The sequence below is a fragment of the Pseudomonas sp. RIT778 genome, from assembly GCF_019718735.1.
In the GTDB taxonomy this organism is placed as follows: Bacteria; Pseudomonadota; Gammaproteobacteria; order Pseudomonadales; family Pseudomonadaceae; genus Aquipseudomonas; species Aquipseudomonas aphyarum.
Map to the genome: position 1 here is coordinate 15,747 of NZ_JAIHBA010000035.1, position 18,708 is coordinate 34,454.

Below are 18,708 nucleotides of genomic sequence, written 5' to 3' on the forward strand. Positions count from 1 at the left end.
CGAGGCTTGCGCAGCGGCGGGTTTTTTATTGCCCGCAGAAAACCGCAGGCACAAAAAAGCCGACCCAAAAAATGGGTCGGCTTGATAACAATCCCGAAGGACTATTACTTGCGGCTAGCTTTTTCCAGCATGCGCAGAGCACGCTCGTTAGCTTCGTCAGCAGTCTGTTGTGCTTTTTGAGCAGCAGCCAGAGCTTCATCAGCTTTACGGTAAGCTTCGTCTGCACGAGCCTGGGAGCGAGCAGCTGCGTCTTCAGTAGCGGTCAGACGTGCTTCGGTTTCTTTCGATGCGCTGCTGCAACCGGTAGCCAGAACTGCGGCCAGAGCCAGAGCAGAGAATTTCAGAACGTTGTTCATCGTGTTCCCCTTCAAGGACTTTCAATTAAGTGGCTGTCTCCTCCGATTGAGGAAATAGCCGGCGTACATACTACCCATTACTTGTAGTAAGTAAACTGACGTGAGGCAAGAAGCAAAAAAAATTGTAGGCGTTGATTCTTTTTCGAGCAACTTTTAACTGCGTTGTATAAAAAATATCCAGCTGTAAGCCGCGAGATGAGCGAGTTAATGAGAAAAAGTTCCCGTTGCCGCGGGTTGTTTTGCAGGTAGTGGCTAAAGTCTGTCTATATGGATTCGTCCACACTTTTGTTGCGAATTTGCGCAGCGCCTCGCATATCTTTGTCCATGTTGAGGTGACTTTAAAACAGGGGGCTCGTCTTAAGTCTCAACATCCGGCGATGTTCAGCCTTTCGGCTCGGGAAGATTGTCTCCCGAACCGGCCCTGAGTCCACCGGAACTGCCCCGTCAATCTGCATGATGACGAGCGTACCTTGAGCATTTTCGCCAATGGTGCCTACTATTTGATACGTGCTCGGGTTGCGCGAGATCGGTGCAGTTCTTCTCGGTGTCCATCAGGCACGGGGTGGCGTAGATGTTCCTTCGCCGGGAAAACATCGGTAAGGTAGGGGTCAGAATTCGAGACCCGCGAGGAGTAGTGATGAGCGAGGCGTTGTCCATCCACCATGACCAGGCTGGTCATCAGTTCGAGACCAATGTGGACGGTCATCGTGCCTACCTGACCTATATGGATCTGGGGAAACAGACCCTGGATATCTACCGCACCTTCGTGCCCAACGCCTTGCGTGGCCGAGGCATCGCGGCAGCCCTGACCGAGCGGGCGTTGCAGTACGCTGATGAAATGGGCTACACGGTCATTCCATCGTGCTCCTACGTGGAGCGTTACATGGAGCGTCATCAGCGGCGCACCGCCAAGATCTGACTGACCTCACACCGCACACACAAAAACGCCGGGCAATGCCCGGCGTTTTTTTATGCCTGCGAAACGGCTGTCAGCCGCGCTGACGTTTCGGCAGGACATCCTTGAGCTTGGCGTGCATGCTGCGCAAGGTGTTTTCGGTAGCGGACCAGTCGATGCAGGCATCGGTGATCGACACGCCGTATTGCAGGTCGGCGAGGTCTTTCGGGATCGCCTGGCAGCCCCAGTTCAGGTGACTTTCGACCATCAGGCCGATGATCGACTGGTTGCCTTCGAGGATCTGGTTGGCGACGTTCTCCATCACCAGCGGTTGCAGGGCCGGATCCTTGTTGGAGTTGGCGTGGCTGCAATCGACCATGATGTTCGGCTTGATCTTGGCCTTGTTCAGCGCCTGCTCGCACAGGGCGACGCTGACCGAATCGTAGTTCGGCTTGCCGTTGCCACCGCGCAGTACCACGTGACCGTAGGCGTTGCCTTTGGTGGTGACGATCGACACGCCACCTTCCTGGTTGATGCCCAGGAAACGGTGCGGGCTGGAAACCGACTGCAAGGCGTTGATCGCCACGGTCAGGCCGCCGTCGGTGCCGTTCTTGAAGCCGACCGCCGAGGACAGGCCGGAAGCCATTTCGCGGTGGGTCTGGGATTCGGTGGTGCGGGCGCCGATCGCCGACCAGCTGATCAGGTCCTGCAAGTACTGCGGGGAGATCGGGTCGAGGGCTTCGGTCGCGGTCGGCAGGCCTTTCTCGGCCAGGTCCAGCAGCAACTGGCGACCGATGTGCAGACCGTCCTGGATCTTGAACGAGTCATCCAGGTACGGGTCGTTGATCAGGCCTTTCCAGCCGACGGTGGTCCGTGGCTTTTCGAAATACACGCGCATGACCAGATACAGGGTGTCCGAGACTTCTGCCGCCAGCACTTTCAGGCGATCGGCATATTCGTGGGCAGCCTTGATGTCGTGGATCGAGCAGGGGCCGATCACCACGAACAGACGATGGTCGGTGCCATCGAGAATGTTGCGGATGACCTCGCGACCCTTGGTGACGGTGCGCAGGGCAGCGTCGCTCAGAGGAATATCACGCTTGAGCTGATCGGGAGTGATCAGGGTCTCGTTGGAAGCGACGTTCAGGTCGTTGATCGGTAAATCAGCCATCGTTTACTCGTCAGGTCACGGGTGCCGGCCGCCAGCGATCCCCGCGCGGCGGAGCACAGCGGATTTAAGCGCGTCGGGGAGCCGAACCTTATCGCGTTAGACGCCTGCTAGACAATGGGCAAGTAACTGTTCAGTCCAGCTCTGGTTACGCAAAAGCCTTGCGAACGCTGTCGTGGGAGAACTCTTCGGCGTGCTGCTCGACCCATTGCAGGGCTCGCGCCTGGATATCCTGCAGGTCATCGTGGGCATCGTTGATTCGGCAATAGCGCTCGATCTGACACACCTGCTCACCCATTCGCGCGCTGAACAGCGTCTGCTCATCCGTGAACGCAATGCCCACCAGATAACCTTTTTTACGACGCAGGCACCAGGCCACATAGCCCGGATAGGTGAAATCGGCATTGATGGTCGGCATGCGCACTTGCAGCGCGGTGCCATGGCGCCAGGCACGGTGGTAATTGCAAGCGATGCCGCCGAGGCTGATAGTGTGCAGCCGTTGACGCGAAATACACTCCGGTGTGAGCAGGGTCAATTCAACGGGCACATCATCCGGATGAGGAATAAACCGTCCCATGAGCACAGACTCCCTGTGTCGGCCATTTGACATTGTTTCCCCCAGTATAGTGGTCGAATCGCAGCTGACCGATTTTGACGCCGACCAACGGCTGCTGGCGATGAACGGCGTTTCACTGGTGATCTTCACCAGCGTCGGCTGCGCCAGTTGCCGCTATGCCCGCGAAGTGTTGCCGGGGCTCGATCTCGCCGTCGATCGCGTGTGCTGGATCGATGCCGGCGACAACGGCGGACTGGTCGAGCGTTATCAGGTCTTTCATTTGCCGGCGCTGTTTGTGGTGCGCGACGGCGAGTTCTTTGGGGCAGTGCACACGCGCCTGAATGTCGATGAGCTGAACGCAGCCGTGGCGCAGGCGCTGGGTCGAATTGCAGAGGAGTTGCCGTGATGGGAGCAGTGAACAAACCGGTGGTGGGGATTATCGGCACCGGCGCCATCGGAGGGTTCTACGGGGTGATGCTGGCCCGGGCCGGGTTCGATGTGCACTTTCTGTTGCGCAGTGAGTTTTCCGCGGTCGCCGAGCGCGGCTTGCAGGTGGACAGTGCCGTGCATGGCACATTGACGCTGAATCCGGTGCAGGCCTATTCGTCAGCTGAAGACATGCCGCCCTGCGACTGGCTGCTGGTCGGCGCCAAGACCACCAGCAATGCCGGGCTGGCGCCTTCGATCATTCAGGCGGCGAAGCCCGACGCGAAAGTGCTGGTGCTGCAAAACGGCCTCGACGTCGAAGACAGCTTGCGGGCGTTGCTGCCCGACTCCCTGCACTTGCTGGGCGGTTTGTGCCTGATCTGCGTCCACCGCGAAGGGCCGGGGCAGATCACCCACCAGGCGTTGGGGGCGGTGAACGTCGGGTATCACAGCGGCCCGGCACCGGATGACGCGGCGCGCATGGAGATCGTCGAGGAGGGCGCCGGCCTGTTCCGCGCCGCCGGTCTCGACTCCCAAGCGATGCCGAACCTGCATCAGGCGCGCTGGCAGAAACTGGTGTGGAACATTCCCTACAACGGCCTTTCGGTGTTGCTCGGTGCCAGCACCACGCCGTTGATGGCCGATACCGACAGTCGCGCATTGATTCAGGCACTGATGGCCGAAGTGGTGCAGGGCGCCAAGGCCTGCGGTCACGACATGCCGCCCGGTTACGCCGAATACCTGTTCATGATGACCGAGAAAATGCCCGACTATTGGCCGAGCATGTACCACGACTTTTTGCACAAGCGACCGCTGGAGCTGGAGGCGATCTACGCTCGTCCTTTGGCGGCGGCAAAAGCGGCAGGCTGCGAGTTGCCGCGAATCGAATCGTTGTATCGCACATTGAGCTTTATCGACCGGCGTAACGTTTAAACCGGTCGCACTGGGGGAAAGGCATGGCCAAGAACATCGATGACAAACTGGTGCTGGCGATTTCGTCCCGTGCCCTGTTCGACCTGAGCGAAAGCCACAAGGTGTATGAGTCGAGTGGCGTCGAAGCCTACCGGCAATATCAGATCGATCACGAAGACGAAATCCTCGCGCCGGGCGATGCCTTTCCGCTGGTGGAAAAACTGCTCAACCTGAACAGTCGCCTCGGCCGCGCCCGGGTCGAGGTGATTCTGGTGTCGCGCAACAGTGCCGACACCGGCCTGCGCGTTTTCAACTCCATTGGTCATTACGGTCTGGCGATCTCCCGCGCGGCGTTTGTCGGCGGGCGCAGTCCTTATCCGTATCTGAAGGCTTTTGGTTGCGACCTGTTTCTCTCCACCCACGCCGAAGATGTGCGCGCTGCGCTGGATGCCGGTTTCGCGGCGGCGACCATTCTGTCCGGTGGCGCCAGTCGTGCGGCCAGCGATGAATTGCGCATCGCCTTCGACGGGGACGCGGTGCTGTTCTCCGACGAATCGGAGCGGGTCTATCAATCCGGTGGCCTCGAAGCCTTCCAGGCCAAGGAGCGTGAATCCGCGCGCGAACCGTTGCGTGGCGGGCCGTTCAAAGGCTTTCTCGCGGCGCTCAATCTGTTGCAGCGCGAGTTCTCCGACGAGGAGTGCCCGATCCGCACTGCCCTGGTCACCGCGCGTTCGGCGCCGGCCCACGAGCGGGTGATCCGCACCTTGCGCGAGTGGGACATTCGTCTGGACGAATCGCTGTTTCTCGGTGGCCTGACCAAATCGGCGTTCCTCGAAGCCTTCGCCGCCGACGTGTTTTTCGACGATCAGGCCGGCCACTGCGAGCTGGCCCGGGAAGTCGTGGCAACCGGTCACGTGCCCCACGGCATCAGCAACGAACCGGCGGTCTAAAGCCCACGTGGTTCAAGACGTTGCGTCGCACGTCGTACTCGCCAAGGCACTGCTAAGCTGAATCAAATCTCCGCCATGTTGGCACGCGAGGAGGTCATATGATTCGTTCGATGCTGTATGCCACTGACCTCGGTCTGTACGCACCGTTAGTGATGCAGCATGCCTTGGCAATGGCGCGAACGTTCAATGCCGATCTGTACGTGGTGCACGCGGTGGAACCCATGGGGCTGTTTGCCGAATCGGTTTTACAGAGCTATCTCGACGAACAGGCGTTGAACGAATTTCACAGTCAGGGTCTGAAAACCGTCATCGCCAATATCGAGCAGCGGGTGCTCGACAGTTTTCGTGAAGAACTGGGGGACGAGGGCGAGCAGGACCTGCAGCGGATACGCGCGGTGCGGGTGCTGCAGGGCGATCCGTCACAGGTGATTCTCGATCAGGTACAGAAACTCTCTGTCGATTTGCTGATCGTAGGAAGTCACAGCCACGGGGTCGGGGCGGAAACACCTTTGGGGCGAACGGCAGCCCGGCTGCTGCAATTGTCCAAGGTGCCGGTTTATCTGGTGCCGCTGGTGGAGCGTCGGCGTCGGGAGGATCGCTGAGGCAGGAATAATGGCACTTTGATAAAAAAGTTCTAGATTTATTCTTCAAACCATTAATATAGTTATATACCGTCGCTGATGCCCGTGGCGTCTACCTGCTTTGAGGGATTCATATGAAGCTTCAACAATTGCGCTACATCTGGGAAGTGGCGCACCACGACCTCAACGTTTCCGCTACAGCCCAAAGCCTCTACACCTCGCAACCGGGCATCAGTAAGCAGATCCGCCTGCTGGAAGACGAACTGGGCGTCGAAGTGTTCGCCCGCAGCGGCAAGCACCTGACCCGCGTCACTCCGGCCGGCGAGCGCATCATCACCACCGCCGGTGAGATTCTGCGCAAGGTCGAAAGCATCAAGCAGATCGCCCAGGAATTCTCCAACGAGAAGAAGGGCACCCTGTCGATCGCCACCACCCACACCCAGGCACGTTATGCACTGCCACCGGTGATCAGCAACTTCATCAAGCAATACCCGGACGTGGCGCTGCACATGCACCAGGGTTCGCCGATGCAGATCGCCGAAATGGCTGCTGACGGCACCGTCGATTTCGCCATCGCCACCGAAGCGCTGGAGCTGTTCGGCGATCTGGTGATGATGCCGTGCTACCGCTGGAACCGTTGCGTGGTCGTGCCTCAGGGCCACCCGCTGACCAAGCTGCCGAAGCTGACCCTCGAAGCGCTGGCCGAATACCCGATCGTGACTTACGTGTTCGGTTTCACCGGTCGTTCGAAACTCGACGAAGCCTTCAGCCATCGCGGCCTGACGCCGAAAGTGGTGTTCACCGCGGCCGACGCCGACGTGATCAAAACCTACGTGCGTCTGGGCCTGGGTGTCGGCATCGTGGCGAAAATGGCGGTCGACACCAAACTGGATAACGACCTGGTGGTGCTCGATGCCAGCGAACTGTTCGAGTCCAGCGTGACCAAGATCGGTTTCCGTCGCGGCACCTTCCTGCGAGGCTTCATGTGCGACTTCATCGAGAAGTTCGCGCCGCACCTGACCCGCGAAGTCATGGCCAAGGCCATTCAGTGCCACAACAAGCAGGAACTGGAAGAACTGTTCGAAGGCGTCGAACTGCCGGTTCACTAAGCCCCTGTCTACAGCACCTCGGTGACAGCGAACTGTTGCCGGGTGCCCGCCACCAGAATCTCCACCTCGTCACCCTCGAACTTGCCCAGCAGGCTTTTGCCCAGCGGCGAGCGCGGGGTGATGACGGTAATCGGCTGACCCACCACGTCGACTTTCAGGCCTGCCGCATCCGGCGCCAGAAACAGCCATTGTTCACGACCCTTTTCGTCTTCCAGACCAAGCAGGGCGCCGACTTCAATCCCTCGCTGATCGTCATACGCACGCAGCGTCAGGTTCTGGCACAGCGCTAGCGATTGACGAATTTCCTCGACCCGTTTCGCCTGGCCCGCCGCCAGATACGACGCCTCAAGACCCAGCGTGTCGTACTTGTTTTCGGCGATGTTCTCTTCGTGGGTCGCGGTTTCGTAAGCGGTTTGCGCCGCGCGTTCAGCGATGTCGAGATCGACGCGCAGCTTGTCGAGAATCAGTTGGTGAACCGTCTGTTTATTCATGATCAATCGCAGAATTGCAGGACGTTGGCGCGGCTCTTTTCGCTCGGGGCCGTCTGATCCTGTTGCAGCCAGAACTGGCATTTGGGGTTCGACAGATTACGTGTGCTGCCACGCGCCTGATCCAGACGTGCCTGTTGCTCGTTCTTGCGCAGGTTTTCTTCGTACTGCTCGAACAACGGGCTCTGCGGCGGAATGTCCGGCACCACTCGGACGGCGGGTGGATTGGCCAGTTGCTGTACGGCCTGGGCAACCGGCGCCAGTTGTTCATTGAAGAAAAAGCGTGAAGCGAGCCAGCACGTCAGCGCAATGGCCAGGAAACCCAGCCACAGACCCAGGGCAATGCTGCCGGTCAATTGCAGCGCGCTAAGCTGAACAGGCAAGGGGCGACGCGGGTTGGGACGATAGGGCATGGCTGCCTCCTGGCGGATGAATGCGGGCGAGTGGCGATTGTCGCACGAAGATTAATTGCCGTCGGCTCTTCTGCATGGAGACATTTATGCGGACAATCGGCGCTTTTGCCAACGGGAGCCTTGAATGCCGCCACTGAACACCCGCTGGGACATTTTTTGTACGGTCGTCGATAACTACGGCGACATCGGCGTGACCTGGCGTCTGGCCCGGCAACTGGTCAGCGAGCAGGCAATGACGGTGCGATTGTGGGTCGATGACCTGCGCGCTTTCGAACGCATTTGCCCGGAAATCGACATCGGACTCGATCAGCAATGGCAGCAGGGCGTCGAAGTCCGGCACTGGTCAGCCGAGTGGCAGGACGCGGAGGCGGCCGACGTGGTGATCGCTGCGTTTGCCTGCCAGTTGCCGGGCGTCTACATGGACGCCATGGCCGCACGGGGAAAGCCGCCGTTGTGGATGAACCTCGACTACCTCAGCGCGGAAGACTGGGTAGTCGGTTGCCACGGATTGCCGTCGGTGAAGTACAAGTCGGTGCAGAAGTACTTTTTCTTTCCGGGGTTCCAGCCGGGCACCGGTGGCCTGTTGCGTGAAAACGGTTTGCTGGAGCGGCGTCAGCAGTTTCAGCAGGATCCCGAGGCTCAGCGACAATTCCTGCACGGTCTGGGGATCGTTCCTGCAGCCGATGCGCAACTGATCTCGCTATTTGCCTACGAGAATGCCGGACTCGCCAGTTGGCTGGATGTGCTCGCGGCGGACTCGACGCCCACTCATCTGCTGGTGCCGGAAGGGCGGATTCTCGGTGATGTCGCCCGTTGGCTCGGGGTAGAGTCGCTGGCGGTCGGGGCGACGCATGTTCGTCAGTCGCTGACCGTGCAAGTGCTGCCGTTCGTCCGGCAGGATCAATACGATCAATTGCTCTGGTGCTGCGATTTCAACGCGGTGCGCGGCGAGGACTCGTTTGTCCGGGCGCAATGGGCGGGGCGGCCGATGCTGTGGCACATCTATCAGCAGGACGAAGACATCCATCTCGACAAGCTCGACGCCTTCCTTGCGCTCTACACAAAACGTCTTTCACCGGCTGCCGCCGAGGCGATGAACGGTCTATGGCGCGCCTGGAGTGCCGGGCAGCCTATCGGCGACCACTGGCTTGAGGCCCGCAAACACTGGCCCGAACTGCAGGAAAATGCCCGCGCGTGGTGTCTGGAACAGGCCTTGCTGGCGGATCTTGCGACGGCGCTGGTACAGTTTTACCGAAATTGGATATGATACGCGGCCTAGATTTTTGTAAATCCCATCCAAATTCGGATATTCGCAATGAAAACTGGTAAAGAACTCAAACCCGGTACCGTGATCCGTATCGACAACGATCCTTGGCTGGTTCAGAAAGCTGAATTCACCAAATCGGGCCGTAACAGCGCGATCATGAAGACCAAGCTGAAGAACCTGCTGACCGGTTACAAGACCGAAACCGTTTACGGTGCGGACGACAAGCTGGACGACGTGATCCTGGATCGCAAAGAAGCGACCCTGTCCTTCATCAGCGGTGACTCCTACACGTTCATGGACACCACCGACTACACCATGTACGAGCTGAACGCCGAAGACATCGAAAGCGTTCTGCCATTCGTGGAAGAAGGCATGACCGACGTTTGCGAAGCCGTATTCTTCGAAGGCCGTCTGGTTTCCGTAGAGCTGCCGACCACCATCGTGCGTCAGGTTGACTACACCGAAGGTTCCGCTCGCGGTGACACTTCCGGCAAGGTGATGAAGCCTGCCAAACTGAAGAACGGTACCGAGCTGTCGGTTGCTGACTTCATCGAAATCGGCGACATGATCGAGATCGATACCCGCGAAGGCGGTTCCTACAAAGGCCGTGCCAAATAAGCACTGCTTTTTGCGGAAAGAAAAAGCCCGACCATTGAGTCGGGCTTTTTTGTGCCTGATGAAAATTACTGCTTCAGGTGCTGCTTCAGTTCTTCCGAGGCCTGCAGCATCGCCGAGCGCACTGCCGGCACCTGGCTGACCACGTTGAGCAAACCGTAGTCGTGGATCATGCCGTTGTAGCGCACCGAGGTCACCGGCACGCCGGCTTCGTCGAGTTTGCGGGCGTAGGCTTCACCTTCGTCACGCAGCACGTCGGCCCCGGCGGTCTGCACCAGCGCTGGCGGCAGACCTTTCAATTGCGCGGTGGTTGCCCGCAGCGGCGAGGCGTAGATCTCGTTCCGCTGGTTGGCGTCGGTGGTGTAGTTGTCCCAGAACCACTTCATCATGTTGCGGGTGAGGAAGTGCCCCTCGGCGTACTGGTTATACGAACCGGTGTCGAAATTGGCATCGGTCACCGGCCACAGCAGCACCTGGAACTTGATCGCCGGGGTGCCTTTGTCTTTGGCCATCAAGGCGACGACCGCCGCCATGTTGCCGCCAACGCTGTTGCCCGCCACCGCCAGACGCTTGCCGTCAACGTTGATCTCTTTGCCGTGTTCGGCCACCCATTTAGTCGCGGCGTAAGCCTGGTTGATCGCCACCGGGTAATGCGCTTCCGGCGAAGGAGTGTAATTGACGAACACTGCCGCCGCACCCGAGCCGACCACCAGATCCCGCACCAGACGTTCGTGGGTCGGGAAATCCCCCAGCACCCAGCCACCGCCGTGGAAGAACATGAACACCGGCAGCTCGCCCTTGACCCCGGCCGGCCGGACGATGGTCAGGCTCAACGGTTGGCCATCGACCTGGATAGTCTTCTCGCTGACGTCTGCTTTGGGCAGCGTCAGTTTGACCCCGGACTGCGCGCCGGTCAGAACGGCGCGGGCGTCCTTGGGTGTCAGCTGTTCCATCGGCTTGCCGGTGCCAGCATTCAGCACATCGAGAAACGCCTGGGTGTTGTGTTCAACCTCCCCGGCAAATGCACTGTGGATGGACAGGGCGAGAAGGGTACCGGTCAATACTTTGCTGAAAGTGTTCATGTTCATTTCCTGTACGGGCCGAAGTGTCAGTGATTACACGGTGACGTGCAGACGCACATCGACGTTGCCGCGAGTGGCGTTGGAGTACGGGCAGACCTGGTGGGCAGCGTCGACCAGGCTTTGTGCGTCAGCCTGTTCCAGGCCCGGCAGGCTGATGTGCAGGTCGATGTCCAGACCGAAGCCGCCAGGAATCTGGCCGATGCCGACGTGAGCGGTGATCGAGGCGTCGTCCGGGATTTTGCGTTTGGTCTGGCTGGCGACGAATTTCAGGGCGCCGATGAAGCAGGCCGAGTATCCGGCGGCGAACAGTTGCTCAGGGTTGGTGGCTGCGCCGCCGGCACCGCCGAGTTCTTTCGGAGTGGCGAGTTTGACGTCGAGGATGTTGTCGCTGGAGATCGCACGACCGTCACGGCCGCCAGTGGAGGTTGCGATTGCGGTGTAGAGAGTTTGCATGATGTGAGCCTCATTAAGTGTGTATGTTGCGCTAATTGTTTGCGCGCTAACTAGGTGCGAGGTAAATGTACTTCGCTAATATTTAGCGCGCAAGATAAATTTTTGAAGAAGTCGGTAATCGGCATTTGGATCAGGACGAGCTGTGAACCCAAGTTTTTGATATAGAAGGTTTTTTTAAGGAAAAAACGAGAGGAAATTTTTTTGCGGGGATTAGCAGCGAACGGGCGATACGCCCGCAGGCGCAAGGCTGCGCCCACAGGGAAGGGGGAGTCTTAAGCGAGGCTGTCCTGCAAATGACCGCGCAAGGCCTGCAACTCGGCTTGCAGATTTTGCAGGCGCTCCAGCGTGAAGCCACTGGCACCGAGGATGCATTGCGGAACGGTTCGGGCCTTGTCTTCCAAGGCGCGGCCCTGTTCGGTCAATTCGACGATCACCACCCGCTCATCCTCGCGGCTGCGGGTTCGGCTGAGCAAACCTTCACCTTCCAGCCGCTTGAGCAGCGGGGTCAGCGAGCCCGGATCGGTCAGCAGACGCGTGCTGATTTCTCCGACGGTCAAACCATCCTTCTCCCACAGCACCATCATCGCCAGGTATTGCGGATACGTCAGGCCAAGCGCTTGCAACAGTGGCTTGTAGACCTTGGTCATCATCAGCGAAGTGGAATGCAGGGCGAAGCAGGCCTGATTGTCGAGCAGCAGGTCTTCGCAGTGATCGGTGGTGTCGCGGGTGGTGGTCATGTCGGTGCCTTGAACGGTAATGCAGATGAATCTAGCGCTCGAATCTTTAATGCGCCAGACAATTGTGCCCGGTGGCGAGTCGGTCAGTGCCGGCCCAGTTCCCGTTGCAGGGCCAGATCCCACGGCGGTACGGGGCTGAACCGGGTCTTGAGGTATTCCAGCAGCAGGCGGCTGCGGGAACTGGCCTGTTGCTCCAGTCGCAAAGCATAGATGCCGGTGCTTTCCGGTTTTGGAAGGCCGTTTTCACAGAACAGCGGCAGCAATTCGCCGCGCAACAAGTATTCGCTCGCCAGCCAGGTCGGCAGATGCGCGATCCCGAGTCCCGCAAGCGCGCCGCAGACCAGCGCCTCGGCGTTGTTGGCGCTCATGCGTACCCGCGCCGGGCGGTGCAGCTGCATTTGCCCATCTTGTTCGAAACGCCAGGCGAAGGGCGGGGCGAGGCCGTCCCAATCGAGGCCGTCGTGTTCGCCCAGTTGAGCTGGCTCGCTCGGTACACCTCGACGCTTGAGATAATCGGGGCTGGCGCAGGCGATGCGCACCATGCTCGCCAACGGTGTGGCCACCAACCGGGTGTCAGCCATTTGCCCGGCGCGCAACACCAGATCGACCTTGCCCAGGTTCGAACCGTCCATATCGACGAAGCTGTCGATCAGATGCAGTTGCACATCGAGGCCCGGATACAGCACCAGAAAATCGGCAATCACCGGCGCCAGATGCCGACGCCCGAATGCCGCCGGCGCGTCCACCCGAATCAGACCTTCCGGCGCGCTGCTCAGGGACACCGCTTCAGCCCGGGCCAGTTGCAACTCCGCCACGATCCGTCGCGCCCGTTCGGCAAATGCCAGACCCGCCGGCGTGGCGCGCACCGCGTGAGTGCTGCGTATGAACAACTGGCTGCCGACAGCGCTTTCCAGACTGTCGATGCGTCGGGCAACGGCGGAGGGCGTCAGCGGATGTCGGCGTGAAGCCGCAGAGAAACTGCCGCTCTCCAGCACATCGAGAAACAGCCCGAGTTGGTCGGTCAATTGGTTGGGATTCATGAATCAGCTCAGTGCCTATGCGGATTTGGCACAGCCATTGTGCGTTGCTGTGCGTTTCCGTGCCAGCGCCGACTGCGTAGGATGAGTCGCCTGACGTATGAGGAATTCTGCTGTGATCGAGTTTTTGCTGTACCTGTTGTTTGGCGCCGCCCTTGGCACATTAGGTGGGATATTCGGCATTGGTGGCGGGCTGATCGCCATTCCGCTGCTGGGCGTGTGGTTCGGGCTCGATCAGCAGATAGCCCAAGGCACGGCGCTGGTGATGGTGGTGCCGAACGTGATGCTGGCGCTGTGGCGTTATCACCAGCGCAACCGCATCGAACTCCGGCATGCATTGCCGCTGGCGGTGATGGGATTCTGTTTCGCGTGGATCGGCTCGATCTGGGCCGTGGGCATCGACGCGCAAACCATGCGCATCGGCTTTGTCGCGTTCCTCGTGGCGTTGTCGGCCTACAACCTGGTGCGCATGTTTGGCGCGCGTCCGGCAGCGACTTCCGAGATGCGTTATTCGTGGCCGTGGCTGGGCGTGCTCGGCGCGGCGTCGGGCACCATGGGCGGCTTGTTCGGTGTCGGCGGGGCGGTGGTGGCGACGCCGGTGCTGACCAGTCTGTTCGGCACCACTCAGGTGGTCGCTCAGGGGCTGTCGCTGGCATTGGCGCTGCCGAGTACCGGCGTCACGCTGGTGACGTACGCGGTGCACCACGAAGTGGACTGGATGATCGGCCTGCCGCTGGCCATCGGCGGTCTGGCCAGCATCAGCTGGGGCGTGAAAGTGGCCCACGCGATGCCGGAAAAACTCCTGCGCGGGCTGTTCTGCGGGTTCCTGGTACTGTGCGCGGTGATGCTCGCCTTTAAAGTTTGAAGCCTTCGACGATGTGCTCGGCCAGGCATTCAGTGATCGGCGACGGATTGTTGAGATTGCGGATCAGCATGATGCTGGCCTCGGGCAACAGCGGCAGATCTTCGGCGGCGCCGAGAATCCGCAGGTCCGGGGTGATCAGGCTTTCCAGTTGTGCGGTGATCGCCAGACCCGCGCTCACCACCGCCATCAACGCCGACAGGCTGGTGCTGTTGTAGGCGATCCGGTATTCGCGGCCCATCGCGTCCAGCGCATTGCAGGCCCACAAGCGGCAGAAACAATCACTGTTGAACATCGCCAGCGGCAACGGCGTCTGCTCGTGGGCGCTGAAATTCTGCGCCTCGGCCCAGACGAAACGCTCTTTGCGCAGCAGTTGGCCGATTTCATTGCCCGGTTCGCGGGTGACGATCGACAGATCCAGATCCGTGCGCTGCAGCAACTGTTTGGTCGACTCGCAGTGCACTTCAATCTGGATCAGCGGATAGAACTGGGCGAAGCGCGACAGGATCCCCGGCAGGAACCGCATCACGTAATCGTCCGGCGTGCCGATCCGCACCGTGCCGACCATGTGCGGCTCGCGCAGGGTGTTGAACACTTCGCTGTGCAATTTCAGGATGCGCCGCGCATAGCCGAGTAACACCTGGCCCTCGGCGGTCAGGCGCACCTGACGCCCGTCGCGCTCGAACAACTGGCGCTGCAACACGTCCTCTTCCAGACGCTTCATCTGCATGCTCACCGCCGATTGGGTACGGTTGACCATTTCGCCGGCGCGGGTGAAACCGCCCTGATCGGCAATCGCGACAAAGGTGCGCAGGACATCGGTATCGATACTCGGGTAAGCCGACAATTGATGAATCTCCGTGATGCATGCCATCAGAAACATTCGTTGGATTGATCGTAGCCCCGGCGCGAGACTTGAGCCATCCCTAAAGGAGGGCAACACGATGAAAGGTCAAAAACTGCATGTGAGCGATGAAAGAGTGCCGGTCCATCTGATTTCCGATCTGCTGCACAAGTTTAGCCGCTGGTACGAACTTCACCGCGAACGCGAGTTGCTTGCCAGTCTGAGCGACGAAGCGTTGAAGGACATCGGGGTCAGCCGTGCCGATGTCGAGCACGAAGCGATTCGGCCGTTCTGGGACGATCCGATGCATAAATGATGAGGCCATCGCTACACAAACCCCTTTGTAGTGAGGTAGGTTGCGAGCAGACATGGAGGTACACATGCCCGCGACATTGTCCTTTTCCCTTAAACAGGCTCGACGTCTGGCACTGGCTGCCCAAGGGTTTCACGGGCGCCAGCCGCCGGCTGTCAAGGCGATGCACGTCAACCGGCTGATCGAACGTCTCGGCCTGTTGCAGATCGACTCCGTCAACGCCGTGGTGCGCTCGCACTACCTGCCGCTGTTCTCCCGTCTCGGTTCCTATTCTGCTGACTTGCTCGACCAGGCTGCCTGGAGTTCGGGGCGACGTCGTTCGCTGTTCGAATACTGGGGCCATGAGGCGTCGTTGCTGCCGCTGTCGATGTACCCGTTGATGGGCTGGCGCATGCAGCGGGCCAGGCGCGGTGAGGACATCTATCAGCAACTGGCGCGGTTCGGCCGGGAGCAACAGGACACCATTCGCCGGGTGCTGGCGTCGGTCGAAGAGCAGGGCGCATTGGGCGCTGGCAGCCTGTCGACCCGCGAGGAAAAGGCCGGGCCATGGTGGGACTGGAGCGCGGAAAAGCACGCACTGGAATGGCTGTTCGCCGCCGGCGAAGTCACCGTCGCCGGACGGCGTGGCTTCGAGCGTTTGTATGACTTGCCGGAACGGGTGATTCCGGTTTCCGTGCTGCAACAGCCATTGCCCGATGAAGCCGAGGCGCAGCGCGGTTTGCTGCTGCATGCAGCGCAGGCGCTGGGTGTCGGCACGGAAAAAGACCTGCGTGATTATTTCCGACTGAATCCTTCCGATGCCCGCCCGCGTCTGGCCGAACTGGTCGAGGACGGACAACTGCTGACCTGCGAAGTCGCCGGTTGGCGCCAGATCGCCTATTGCCTGCCCGAGCCGAAAATCCCGCGCAAGGTCGAGGCCAGTGCATTGCTGTCGCCGTTCGACTCACTGATCTGGGAACGCAGCCGGACCGAGCGGCTGTTCGACTTCCGCTATCGGCTGGAGATTTATACGCCGCAGGACAAACGTGTCTACGGCTATTACGTGTTGCCGTTCCTGCACAATGAACGGATTGCCGCGCGAGTTGACCTGCGCGCCGAACGAGCGGCGGGGCGCCTGGCAGTGCATGCGGTGCACGAGGAAGAAACCGGACTGGATGACGCGGGGATGCTGGCGCTGGCGCTGAACTTGCGGCGCATGGCGCACTGGTTGGGGCTTGAGCAGGTGCAGCTTAATTGTCAGCGGGAAAGTGCAGGGAGGTTGCGGATGGCGCTGGCCCAGTTCGGCGTTGACTGAACTGGCCTCATCGCCAGCAGGCTGGCTCCCACATTGAATCTGTGCCGTACACAAAATCAAGTGGGAGCTAGCCTGCTAGCGATAGGGACGATGCGGTTTAACGGCGAACCTGCTTCAGTGTTTCAGCAATCAAGAATGCAAGCTCCAGCGACTGATCGGCATTCATCCGTGGGTCGCAGTGAGTGTGATAGCGATCCGACAAGCCATCTTCAGTGATTGGCCGCGCGCCACCGATGCATTCGGTGACGTTCTGCCCGGTCATCTCGATGTGGATCCCGCCGGCGTAGCTGCCCTCCGCTTCGTGAACCTGGAAGAACTGCTTCACCTCGCCAAGAATCTGCGCGAAGTCGCGGGTCTTGTAGCCGCTGCTGGCCTTGATGGTGTTGCCGTGCATCGGGTCGGAGCTCCACAGCACCTGCTTGCCTTCGCGCTGTACCGCACGGATCAGCGCCGGCAGGTGATCACCGACCTTGTTCGCGCCCATCCGCGCGATCAGGTTCAGACGGCCCGGATCGTTGTCCGGGTTGAGCACGTCGATCAGGCGGATCAGGTCGTCGGGGTTCATGCTCGGGCCGACTTTCACCCCGATCGGGTTGTTCACCCCGCGCAGGAACTCAACGTGGGCGCCGTCGAGCTGACGGGTGCGGTCGCCGATCCACAGCATGTGCGCCGAGCAATCGTAGTAATCGTTGGTCAGGCTGTCGCGGCGCACGAAGGCTTCTTCGTAGTTCAGCAGCAGCGCTTCGTGGGCCGTGAAGAAACTGGTCTCGCGCAGTTGCGGCGAGCTGTCCATGCCGCAGGCGCGCATAAAGGCCAGGGTTTCATCGATGCGGTCGGCGAGGTGGCTGTACTTCTCCGCCAGCGCCGAGTTGGCGATGAAATCGAGGTTCCACTTGTGCACCTGATGCAGGTCGGCAAAACCGCCCTGGGCGAAGGCGCGCAGCAGGTTGAGGGTGGCGGTGGACTGGTGATAGGACTGCAGCAGACGCTCCGGATCCGGTACGCGGCTGGCCGAGTCGAAACCAATGCCGTTGACGATGTCGCCCCGGTAGGCCGGCAGGGTCACGCCGTCGATGGTCTCGTCGTTGGCCGAGCGCGGCTTGGCGAACTGGCCGGCCATGCGCCCGACCTTGACCACCGGGCAACCGGCGGCGAAGGTCATGACGATCGCCATTTGCAGCAACACTTTAAAGGTGTCGCGAATCTTTGCGGCAGAGAACTCGGCGAAGCTTTCCGCGCAATCGCCGCCCTGCAGCAGGAACGCCCGGCCCTGGGTGACTTCGGCAAACTGACGACGCAGCTCGCGCGCTTCGCCGGCAAACACCAGCGGCGGATAGCTGGCCAGCGTCTGCTCGACCTGGCGCAGATGCGCAGCGTCGGGGTATTGGGGTTGTTGCTGGATCGGCAGGGCGCGCCAGCTGTCAGGGCTCCAGGGTTGGCTCATCACGGTCTCTAAGGTTCTACGCACGGACGGCCATGTTAGCAGCAATTAGTGCGTGACCTGCTCCCGCCGCTTCGCCGACAATCGCCGCTTTGCCACGGCACCACAGCGGTGCCATCGCGTCACCGCGCCCGGTGACCACCAGGAGACGAAATGACTGAGGAGCGCGTCGAGCTGTTGCTCGCCGAGGTACAGGATGAGTTCGGCGTGATTCGCGTGCTGGAAGTGGCCGACTACCGCTTTCTGGAGTTCGGCGATGCCATCGAGCAAAGCTGCGTGTTTACCGCCGACCCGAGCTGGCTGGAGTACGACTACACCCGGGCGATGCTGATCGGCGCGTTGTGCCATGAGCAACCGGAGAGTGCGCTGTTCCTCGGGCTGGGCGCGGGAACGCTCACCCAGGCCTGCCTCAAGTTCCTGCCGCTGGAAGACGTCGAAGCCATCGAACTGCGCCCCGACGTACCGCGTCTGGCCATCGAATACCTCGGGCTGGATGACGATCCACGGCTGTACATCCGCGTCGGCGATGCCCTCGAATTGCTGCCGACCGCCGAACCTGCGGATCTGATTTTCGTCGACCTGTACACCGATGTCGGCCCCGGCGCCGGGCACCTTGCGTGGAATTTCCTCGGTGATTGTCAGAAACGTCTGAATCCCGGCGGTTGGCTGGTGATCAACCAGTGGGCCACCGATGACGGCAAACCCTTGGGCGCGGCGCTGCTGCGCGGGCTCTATCACCGGCATTACTGGGAACTGCCGGTGAAGGAGGGCAACGTGATTCTGATCGTACCGGCGGATCTTGATCAGGTGCTGGACATGCAGGCGCTGACCGCCCGGGCTGAAGCGCTGGCGCCGAAGCTGGGCTACTCGTTGCAGACGTTGATCAACTGCATCCGTCCAGCGACCTGA

23 protein-coding genes are annotated in these 18,708 nt (G+C 60.4%); 12 read left to right on the forward strand and 11 right to left on the reverse strand.

Going from position 1 to position 18,708, the window contains the following annotated elements:
• Window positions 1–104: 104 nt before the first annotated feature.
• The gene (gene oprI, locus K5E37_RS23390; RefSeq protein WP_003183784.1) at window positions 105–356 is read right to left on the reverse strand and encodes an outer membrane lipoprotei OprI; all 252 of its coding nucleotides are present in this window, start codon (window positions 354–356) and stop codon (window positions 105–107) included.
• Window positions 357–993: 637 nt separating this feature from the next.
• On the opposite strand from oprI, the gene K5E37_RS23395 reads away from it, so the two are divergent.
• The gene (locus K5E37_RS23395) at window positions 994–1,275 is read left to right on the forward strand and encodes a GNAT family N-acetyltransferase (protein WP_007955658.1); all 282 of its coding nucleotides are present in this window, start codon (window positions 994–996) and stop codon (window positions 1,273–1,275) included.
• Between the two features lie 70 nt (window positions 1,276–1,345).
• Here the strand turns inward: K5E37_RS23395 and K5E37_RS23400 are convergent, their stop codons facing one another.
• Window positions 1,346–2,422 carry a 3-deoxy-7-phosphoheptulonate synthase gene (locus tag K5E37_RS23400; protein WP_011335309.1) on the reverse strand — a complete coding sequence of 359 codons (1,077 nt, stop codon included), beginning with the start codon at window positions 2,420–2,422 and terminating at the stop codon, window positions 1,346–1,348.
• Window positions 2,423–2,567: 145 nt separating this feature from the next.
• Window positions 2,568–2,996, reverse strand: coding sequence for a PilZ domain-containing protein (locus K5E37_RS23405; RefSeq protein WP_085607164.1), 429 nt, complete (start codon window positions 2,994–2,996; stop codon window positions 2,568–2,570).
• Between K5E37_RS23405 and K5E37_RS23410 the strand changes: the two genes are divergently transcribed.
• The 5 genes from K5E37_RS23410 (at window position 2,995) to cysB (ending at window position 6,953) form a co-directional block, all read left to right on the forward strand.
• Entirely contained in the window at window positions 2,995–3,381 is a 387-nt protein-coding gene (locus K5E37_RS23410) for a co-chaperone YbbN (RefSeq protein WP_085744977.1), read from the forward strand. The two genes, K5E37_RS23405 and K5E37_RS23410, sit on opposite strands and share 2 nt — an antisense overlap.
• A complete protein-coding gene (locus K5E37_RS23415; protein WP_221535296.1) occupies window positions 3,378–4,334 on the forward strand; it encodes a putative 2-dehydropantoate 2-reductase in 957 nt (318 codons plus the stop codon). The genes K5E37_RS23410 and K5E37_RS23415 overlap by 4 nt, the downstream gene beginning before the upstream one ends.
• 23 nt (window positions 4,335–4,357) lie before the next feature.
• Entirely contained in the window at window positions 4,358–5,263 is a 906-nt protein-coding gene (locus tag K5E37_RS23420; RefSeq protein ID WP_007955682.1) for a 5'-nucleotidase, read from the forward strand.
• 98 nt (window positions 5,264–5,361) lie between these two features.
• Window positions 5,362–5,865, forward strand: a complete 504-nt coding sequence (locus K5E37_RS23425; RefSeq protein ID WP_007955683.1) for a universal stress protein — start codon at window positions 5,362–5,364, stop codon at window positions 5,863–5,865.
• 113 nt (window positions 5,866–5,978) lie between these two features.
• The gene (cysB, locus tag K5E37_RS23430; protein WP_007955684.1) at window positions 5,979–6,953 is read left to right on the forward strand and encodes an HTH-type transcriptional regulator CysB; all 975 of its coding nucleotides are present in this window, start codon (window positions 5,979–5,981) and stop codon (window positions 6,951–6,953) included.
• 8 nt (window positions 6,954–6,961) lie between these two features.
• Here cysB and K5E37_RS23435 read toward each other — a convergent pair whose 3' ends face one another.
• The gene (locus K5E37_RS23435) at window positions 6,962–7,444 is read right to left on the reverse strand and encodes a GreA/GreB family elongation factor (protein ID WP_221535297.1); all 483 of its coding nucleotides are present in this window, start codon (window positions 7,442–7,444) and stop codon (window positions 6,962–6,964) included.
• A 2-nt stretch (window positions 7,445–7,446) separates the two neighbouring features.
• Window positions 7,447–7,854, reverse strand: coding sequence for a hypothetical protein (locus K5E37_RS23440; RefSeq protein ID WP_007955686.1), 408 nt, complete (start codon window positions 7,852–7,854; stop codon window positions 7,447–7,449).
• A 124-nt stretch (window positions 7,855–7,978) separates the two neighbouring features.
• Here K5E37_RS23440 and earP point away from each other — a divergent pair, with 124 nt between their 5' ends.
• Together earP and K5E37_RS23450 are read left to right on the forward strand one after the other, a co-directional pair.
• A complete protein-coding gene (gene earP / locus K5E37_RS23445; RefSeq protein WP_221535298.1) occupies window positions 7,979–9,121 on the forward strand; it encodes an elongation factor P maturation arginine rhamnosyltransferase EarP in 1,143 nt (380 codons plus the stop codon).
• A 48-nt stretch (window positions 9,122–9,169) separates the two neighbouring features.
• Window positions 9,170–9,739, forward strand: a complete 570-nt coding sequence (locus K5E37_RS23450) for an elongation factor P (RefSeq protein WP_007955690.1) — start codon at window positions 9,170–9,172, stop codon at window positions 9,737–9,739.
• A gap of 65 nt (window positions 9,740–9,804) precedes the next feature.
• Here the strand turns inward: K5E37_RS23450 and K5E37_RS23455 are convergent, their stop codons facing one another.
• The 4 genes from K5E37_RS23455 to K5E37_RS23470 form a co-directional block, all read right to left on the reverse strand.
• Complete coding sequence (locus K5E37_RS23455) at window positions 9,805–10,818, reverse strand: alpha/beta hydrolase (RefSeq protein WP_221535299.1); 1,014 nt, start codon at window positions 10,816–10,818, stop codon at window positions 9,805–9,807.
• Window positions 10,819–10,851: 33 nt separating this feature from the next.
• Complete coding sequence (locus K5E37_RS23460; RefSeq protein WP_034155242.1) at window positions 10,852–11,271, reverse strand: organic hydroperoxide resistance protein; 420 nt, start codon at window positions 11,269–11,271, stop codon at window positions 10,852–10,854.
• Between the two features lie 272 nt (window positions 11,272–11,543).
• The gene (locus tag K5E37_RS23465; RefSeq protein WP_085607154.1) at window positions 11,544–12,008 is read right to left on the reverse strand and encodes a MarR family winged helix-turn-helix transcriptional regulator; all 465 of its coding nucleotides are present in this window, start codon (window positions 12,006–12,008) and stop codon (window positions 11,544–11,546) included.
• 83 nt (window positions 12,009–12,091) lie between these two features.
• Window positions 12,092–13,048: a LysR family transcriptional regulator gene (locus tag K5E37_RS23470; RefSeq protein ID WP_221535300.1), complete on the reverse strand. Its 957-nt coding sequence runs from the start codon at window positions 13,046–13,048 to the stop codon at window positions 12,092–12,094.
• Window positions 13,049–13,160: 112 nt separating this feature from the next.
• On the opposite strand from K5E37_RS23470, the gene K5E37_RS23475 reads away from it, so the two are divergent.
• Complete coding sequence (locus K5E37_RS23475; RefSeq protein WP_085744971.1) at window positions 13,161–13,910, forward strand: sulfite exporter TauE/SafE family protein; 750 nt, start codon at window positions 13,161–13,163, stop codon at window positions 13,908–13,910.
• Here K5E37_RS23475 and K5E37_RS23480 read toward each other — a convergent pair.
• Window positions 13,900–14,754, reverse strand: coding sequence for a LysR substrate-binding domain-containing protein (locus K5E37_RS23480; RefSeq protein WP_007955701.1), 855 nt, complete (start codon window positions 14,752–14,754; stop codon window positions 13,900–13,902). The two genes, K5E37_RS23475 and K5E37_RS23480, sit on opposite strands and share 11 nt — an antisense overlap.
• A gap of 97 nt (window positions 14,755–14,851) precedes the next feature.
• Here K5E37_RS23480 and K5E37_RS23485 point away from each other — a divergent pair, with 97 nt between their 5' ends.
• Together K5E37_RS23485 and K5E37_RS23490 are read left to right on the forward strand one after the other, a co-directional pair.
• The gene (locus tag K5E37_RS23485; protein WP_221535301.1) at window positions 14,852–15,067 is read left to right on the forward strand and encodes a DUF1127 domain-containing protein; all 216 of its coding nucleotides are present in this window, start codon (window positions 14,852–14,854) and stop codon (window positions 15,065–15,067) included.
• A gap of 64 nt (window positions 15,068–15,131) precedes the next feature.
• A complete protein-coding gene (locus K5E37_RS23490; protein WP_221535302.1) occupies window positions 15,132–16,358 on the forward strand; it encodes a winged helix-turn-helix domain-containing protein in 1,227 nt (408 codons plus the stop codon).
• A gap of 97 nt (window positions 16,359–16,455) precedes the next feature.
• On the opposite strand, the gene K5E37_RS23495 is transcribed toward K5E37_RS23490, so the two are convergent.
• Complete coding sequence (locus K5E37_RS23495) at window positions 16,456–17,802, reverse strand: class II 3-deoxy-7-phosphoheptulonate synthase (protein WP_064383296.1); 1,347 nt, start codon at window positions 17,800–17,802, stop codon at window positions 16,456–16,458.
• Window positions 17,803–17,952: 150 nt separating this feature from the next.
• On the opposite strand from K5E37_RS23495, the gene K5E37_RS23500 reads away from it, so the two are divergent.
• Window positions 17,953–18,708 (forward strand): spermidine synthase, encoded by a 756-nt coding sequence (locus tag K5E37_RS23500; protein WP_007955705.1) that lies wholly within the window; start codon window positions 17,953–17,955, stop codon window positions 18,706–18,708.